At 35.8% G+C, this 6158-nt stretch carries 5 protein-coding genes and 1 pseudogene; 5 read left to right on the forward strand and 1 reads right to left on the reverse strand.

All coding sequences use genetic code 11. The features are described 5' to 3' along the window. Positions 1-25 precede the first annotated feature (25 nt). Entirely contained in the window at positions 26-1201 is a 1176-nt protein-coding gene (locus tag QZ659_RS16135) for a cell envelope integrity protein TolA (protein WP_291727326.1), read from the reverse strand. A gap of 441 nt (positions 1202-1642) precedes the next feature. Between QZ659_RS16135 and bshB1 the strand changes: the two genes are divergently transcribed. The 5 genes and pseudogenes from bshB1 to QZ659_RS16160 form a co-directional block, all read left to right on the forward strand. Next, the gene (gene bshB1 / locus QZ659_RS16140; RefSeq protein ID WP_291727328.1) at positions 1643-2380 is read left to right on the forward strand and encodes a bacillithiol biosynthesis deacetylase BshB1; all 738 of its coding nucleotides are present in this window, start codon (positions 1643-1645) and stop codon (positions 2378-2380) included. Positions 2381-2512: 132 nt separating this feature from the next. Further along, positions 2513-3853: an MATE family efflux transporter gene (locus QZ659_RS16145; protein ID WP_291727330.1), complete on the forward strand. Its 1341-nt coding sequence runs from the start codon at positions 2513-2515 to the stop codon at positions 3851-3853. Positions 3854-3926: 73 nt separating this feature from the next. Beyond that, entirely contained in the window at positions 3927-5111 is a 1185-nt protein-coding gene (locus tag QZ659_RS16150) for a cytochrome-c peroxidase (RefSeq protein WP_291727332.1), read from the forward strand. Between the two features lie 211 nt (positions 5112-5322). Further along, positions 5323-5709, forward strand: coding sequence for a BlaI/MecI/CopY family transcriptional regulator (locus QZ659_RS16155; RefSeq protein ID WP_291727334.1), 387 nt, complete (start codon positions 5323-5325; stop codon positions 5707-5709). Positions 5710-5727: 18 nt separating this feature from the next. After that, a pseudogene (locus QZ659_RS16160) lies at positions 5728-6158 on the forward strand (hypothetical protein); the annotation flags it as partial.

Below are 6158 nucleotides of genomic sequence, written 5' to 3' on the forward strand. Positions count from 1 at the left end.
GTGTCTCACTGACGATTATAGTTTGTTATTCTCCTCCACCTCTGCGTGAACGGCTACTTCCTCCTCCACTACGGCTTCCACCACCAGAGCGACTTCTTGAACCACTATTCGAACGGTTGATAGAACTTCCTCCACTATTTGAACGAGAATTTGAATTGCTTCTTACATTCGTTCCAGAATTGTTTCTACGATTGGAGTTAGAGTTAGAACGAGTGTTTGTACTAGAACTATTTCTACGATTTTGATTACTTGTGTTAGTACGAGTGTTTGTTCCTGTATTGGTATTGCTGTTTCCACCTTGGCTGTAATTGTAATTTCCATTACGATTACTTCTTGTATTACCATTATTAGAAACTCCTCTTGTATTGGTTGTTCCTCCAGTACGAGTATTGCCTGTTGTAGTAGGGATTACAATATTTCCACCTCTACGCTGACGAGCTGCTGTTACACTTTGGCTGCGTGTGTCACCTCTATAAATTCTGTCATAATTATTCCATGTGTTTCCATAGTAATAATTATTTCCCCAACCTCTATTCCAGTTTCCATAACCATAATAACCTCTATTCCAATAAGGGTCATTCCAACGATTCCATCTGTTCCAACTATTGCCCCAGCCATACGACCAACCAGCATTCCAACCCCAACGAGAAGACCAACCTACTGACCAGCCATTGTTCCAACCATTGCCCCAGCCGTTGTTCCACGTATTCCAGTTATTGCTATATCCACACGGTGAACCACAAGGATTTCCACACGGGTTGTTGCAAGGGTTATTAAAACCATTATTACAAGGATTACTGAACCCACAAGGAGAACGAAACTGATTGAACTGTCCACAATCATTACAATTTTGTTGATATGGCGTATAAGTTGGTGTAAACTGACTAGCTTGTGCTTCCTGCGCATCTAGTTTTGCTCTAATTTCAGCTTGCTGTGCATATTCGGCTTCTGCTCGTAGGCGAGCTTCTTCAGCACGCTGTTGTGCTAGTGCTTCCTCTTTTGCTTTCTTGTTGGAAAGTGCTACACGGTCTTTTCTTGAACCATATACATCATCGTAGTCATAATCTTGTGCAACAGCACTAGATGATAAAACTACAAAGGCTACCAAAACGCCGATGATAGAAAGAAGAGAAGGAGGCGAACCGATTATCGAACCTATAATTTGATTCGACCTAATTTTATTTTTGCTTGTATTTTTCATAATAGGTATGATTTAAATGTATCTTTGATTTAATCTAATTTGTCTAATTGTTGGCTTATTTTCAGTAATATAACTCAAAAATAATACTTCTGTTACTTATTAGATGCAAAAGACGAGCAATACGTTGCACTATACTACTCATTTTTTGTTAAAAACTTAAAAATAAATCGTTTCAGATTAAGCCTTTTTCAACGAAGCAATTGATTGTACGTACAAATAAATTATGAATCTGTATCTTTGCCAAAAATCAATTACGAATGGGAGACAATATTATACTAATATAAAAACTATTTTACTCTTTTTTGTAGGTCTGCTCTACGAGACTGACCTCATTATCATCTATTAGGGCAACACCAATAAACTTTTAGATGTAATTTTGGTATTATTTTGTGTTTTAGCATAGCAGTACTTTACTTTCCCATTAAACTTTCAATTTAACCAATGAACAATAAAGACATAAAATTAGATATTCTTGCGTTGGCTGCCCACCCAGACGACGTAGAACTTAGCTGTTCGGGAACACTTTTAGCAGCCATAGCCCAAGGAAAAAAAGTAGGAATTATAGATTTCACACGAGGAGAGCTAGGCTCAAGAGGAAGTGCAGAAATTCGTGATATGGAAGCCAAAAAATCTGGCGAAATCTTGGGTCTTTCTGTACGAGAAAACTTAGCTTTCAGAGATGGCTTTTTTTATGATGACAACGAGCATCGTATGAAAGTCATCCAAGCCATCAGAAGATTCAGACCAGAAATAGTTTTGATAAATGCACCTTCTGACAGACATCCAGACCACGGAAAAGGGGCAGAACTTCAAAAAACCTCTTGTTTCCTTAGTGGACTTATTAAAATAGAAACTGAATGGGAAGGCGAAAAACAGAAACATTGGCGACCAAAACACGTCTATCACTACATTCAAAGTAATATGCTACCACCCGATTTTGTAGTAGATATTACGCCATTTTGGGAACAAAAAATGAAATCTGTAATGGCATTCGAATCGCAGTTTCATAACTCAAATTACCAATCAAATGAAGAAGAAACCTTTATTTCTTCGCCTCGCTTTGTGCAGTTTTTAGAAGCGAGAGCAAAAGAGTTCGGACACGCTATTCAAGTAGATTATGGAGAAGGCTTTATCAAGACAGCACAACTTGGCGTAAAAGACATTACAGATTTGATTTGAATCTTTTATAAAATATCTTTGTTCTGTTGAATCAGACCCTAGGGGTTTCCAAAAACTCTTAGGGTCTTTTTTTGTAAAAAGATACTACCGATGCCATTGTTAGTGTCCCCACCGACGATATAAACAATACTAATGAAAAACTACCTCTTCTACTTCAAAAAACATATTCGCCTTTCCTCTCCAATTGTCTTGGGACAAATTACAACTGTTCTGATTGCCCTTTCAGATACCATAATGGTAGGAAATTATGATGCTGTTGCTTTGGCTTCTGCAGCTTTTGCCAATAGCTCTATTTTTACTTTTGCTACTTTTGGAATTGGTCTTTCGTATGGACTCAAACCTCCAGTTGCTAATGCCTACGCAGCTCAAAACTATGATTTGTGTGCTAAATATTTAAAAAACGGAATGGTCTTGTATGCGCTTGTCAGTACGCTAATGTGGCTAGGTTTTGAAATGGCTGTACCGTTGCTCTCTTATCTTGACCAGCCTCCTTCTGTCGTTATTTTGGCAATTCCGTATTATCGTTTGGTGGCTCTTTCTATTATTCCTTGGTTTTTATTTTTGGCATTGCAGCAGTTTTCAGAAGCCCTTACCAAGACGAAAGTTCCGATGAGTGTCAATATTTTGGCATGTGTAATTAATGTTGTTTTGAATTACCTTTTCATTTTTGGAAAATTTGGCTTCCCAGAACTTGGACTTGTAGGAGCAGGAGTAGCCACACTTGTTTCACGTATTGTGATGCTTGTGGTAATGCTTATTATTATTTTTGCTTTGCCTTTTTTTAGACAGTTTATTGATTTCAAGTTTTCATTTTCTGTATTTTCTAAAGAAATTTTTAAAAAACTATTGAAAATTGGAGTTCCTATCGGAATGCAGATGGTTTTTGAGAGTGGAGCATTTGGAGTAGCTGCAATTATGACAGGTTGGATTTCTAAAGAAGCTCTAGCAGCACATCAGATTGCACTCAACATTGCCTTTACAACCTTTATGGTTGCTGTCGGAATTTCACAAGGAACAACCGTAGCGATAGCCAATTTGGTAGGAAAAAATAATCTTTCAGAAATAAAAATTACGGGTAGAAGTGCTGTTTATCTGATAGTGATTTTTATGGCAGTCATGGCAGGATTGATATTTTTATTTAGAGGAGAAATTCCACTTTGGTATATAGACGAAACAGAAGAAAACGTAGCACAAATCGTAGAAATTACGATGCAACTCTTGATTATTGTTGCTGTTTTTCAACTAACAGATGGCATACAAGTAGTTTCGGCTGGAAATCTTAGAGGACTAGAAGATATTAAAATTCCGACAGCCATTAGCTTATTTGCTTACTGGATTATCGGAATTGGAGGAGGATATATTTTAGCTTTTGTTTTAGGACTGGGAGTTACTGGTATTTGGTGGGGACTGTGTTTGGGTCTGATTACTTCATCTATTTTGCTAACGTGGCGTTTTGAACGAAAAAATTTTTAATAAAAACTTAAACCTTTTAGTTTTTATCGTATCCAAGCAAAAATAAATTACTTCAACTACTTAATTTTTTACTATGGATATTCATAAAAACAAGATAGTATTATGCTTTATTTTTGTCGCCTTATTGAATTTTACAGCCTGTAAAGAAAAGGATGAAATCGTAGTACAACATCAGTTTGACAATTTGAATCTGCCAACAGAGCCTTTCAATTACTCTGATATTGACTTTCCTAATCATTTTTCAAGCTCAAATTTAGCAGGAATACCTATAAATTCTACCTTAGCTACTGACAATACTCCAAATGATAATCAAATTACTGATGCAGGAGCAACACTTGGAAGAGTATTATTTTATGATAAGTTATTGAGTAAAAACAGTACTGTTTCTTGTGCTTCTTGTCATGCACAGGAAAAAGGGTTTTCAGATGCAAGGATTTTGAGCAAAGGTTTTGATAGTGGAGAAACTCGCCGTCATTCTATGGGACTTGTCAATGCTCGTTTTTATCAGAAAGGAACATTTTTTTGGGATGAAAGAGCAGCTACATTAGAAGAACAAGTTTTGATGCCTATTCAAGACGAAGTTGAAATGGGACTAACTTTAGATACGCTCATCACTAGAATAGAACAAACCGATTATTACAAGCCTCTTTTTAAAGATGCTTTTGGAGACGAAACAATTACTAATGACAGAATTTCAAAGGCATTGGCGCAGTTTGTTAGAAGTTTAGTTAGTTATCAAAGTAAATACGATATTGGAAGAGCCTCAGTAAACAGAGCCACAGAACCTTTTGAGAATTTTTCTGCACAAGAAAACTTAGGAAAAACACTATTTTTAGAAGGTGTTCCTTTAGGAGGATTGGGCTGTACAGTCTGTCATGGCACAGAAGCCTTTACCACACCTCCAAGGTCAGCAAACAATGGCTTGGACGCAGCATCAACAACAGATTTAGGAGTTTATGAATCCACAGGCAATCCAGCAGATATTGGAAAGTTTAAATCTCCATCTTTAAGAAATATTGCATTGCGTGCGCCTTATATGCACGATGGACGTTTTGCCACGCTAGAAGAGGTTATAGAACATTATAATTCAGGTATTCAAGCACATCCCAATTTAGATAGAATTCTGACAGATGCGAATGGAAATCCAATCAGAATGAATCTTACAGAAGAAGAAAAAGATGCTTTGGTTGCTTTTCTCAATACCTTGACCGATACTGAAATGATAGAAGATGAGAAGTTTAGTAATCCGTTTAAATAACCAAGAAAATACTCTTTCTAAATGACTGAAAGGCTAAAATTTAGCTTTTCAGTTTTTTTTACTTTGAATACTAACTAAAAAATTAGTTATATAACTTGTTTTATTAGTTTTAATAATGTAGGTTTGTATCAACTAAAAGATTAGTTCATTTTACCATTACAATTTTCCCTGCCATTATTGGCATCTCTACCAATAACCAAAATTATTTGTTATGCAAGAACTCACAAAAGCCGAAGAGAAGATTATGCAACTTCTTTGGGATGCTGAAAAAGCATTTGTCAAAGAACTCATAGAAAAAATTGAAGGAAAAAAACCAAGCTACACAACAGTTTCTACGATTGTTAGAATTTTAGAAACAAAAAAATTTGTCGGACACAAAGCCTATGGCAACACACACCAATATTTCCCACTCATTAGCCGAGAAGAATATGCCAAGTTTGCAACAAGAAGCGTTTTGGATAGATATTTTGATGGTTCGTTTAAAAAGCTCGTCTCATTTTTTGCTAAAAAAGAGGAAATAGACATCGAAGAGCTAGACGACATTATGAAAATGATGGAAAAAGAAGAGAAAAAAGATGATACACACTCTAATTCTTAGTCATTAATCACTATTACAATGAAATTCTTAATTTTTGATTATCTATTGCAATGTAGCCTTTTTTTGGCTCTGCTTTACGTTCCTTATTTTCTGTTTTTAAAGAATGAAACATTTTTTGATTTGAATAGAAAATACTTAATTTCGGCATTGCTACTCACACTTGTTTTGCCGTTTTTCCCACTCAATATCTCCAATTTTTTAGGATTATTTTTCAAAACTTCTGAAACAGTCAGAGTTCCAGAAATCGATATTTTCTTAGCTTATGGAGATGCTATCAATACAGCAAGTATCGAAACTACAACTAGCATTTTTTCAGAACCTTCCACTTGGCTTTTCTTGGTTTACCTCATCGGAATTACCATAATTTCTATCCGAATCTTGTTAGGAGTCTCTATGATTTTGAAACTTTATTTGAAGGGAAAGAAAACCAAAAACGAAGGTTTTACGCT

It is taken from the genome of Bernardetia sp., assembly GCF_020630935.1.
In the GTDB taxonomy this organism is placed as follows: Bacteria; Bacteroidota; Bacteroidia; order Cytophagales; family Bernardetiaceae; genus Bernardetia.

Excerpts from the sequence above, each read along its gene's own strand:
- bshB1 (WP_291727328.1), top strand. The coding sequence starts at position 1,643 with ATGAACAATAAAGACATAAAATTAGATATTCTTGCGTTGGCTGCCCAC.
- QZ659_RS16135 (WP_291727326.1), bottom strand. The coding sequence starts at position 1,201 with ATGAAAAATACAAGCAAAAATAAAATTAGGTCGAATCAAATTATAGGT.
- QZ659_RS16155 (WP_291727334.1), top strand. The coding sequence starts at position 5,323 with ATGCAAGAACTCACAAAAGCCGAAGAGAAGATTATGCAACTTCTTTGG.
- QZ659_RS16150 (WP_291727332.1), top strand. The coding sequence starts at position 3,927 with ATGGATATTCATAAAAACAAGATAGTATTATGCTTTATTTTTGTCGCC.
- QZ659_RS16145 (WP_291727330.1), top strand. The coding sequence starts at position 2,513 with ATGAAAAACTACCTCTTCTACTTCAAAAAACATATTCGCCTTTCCTCT.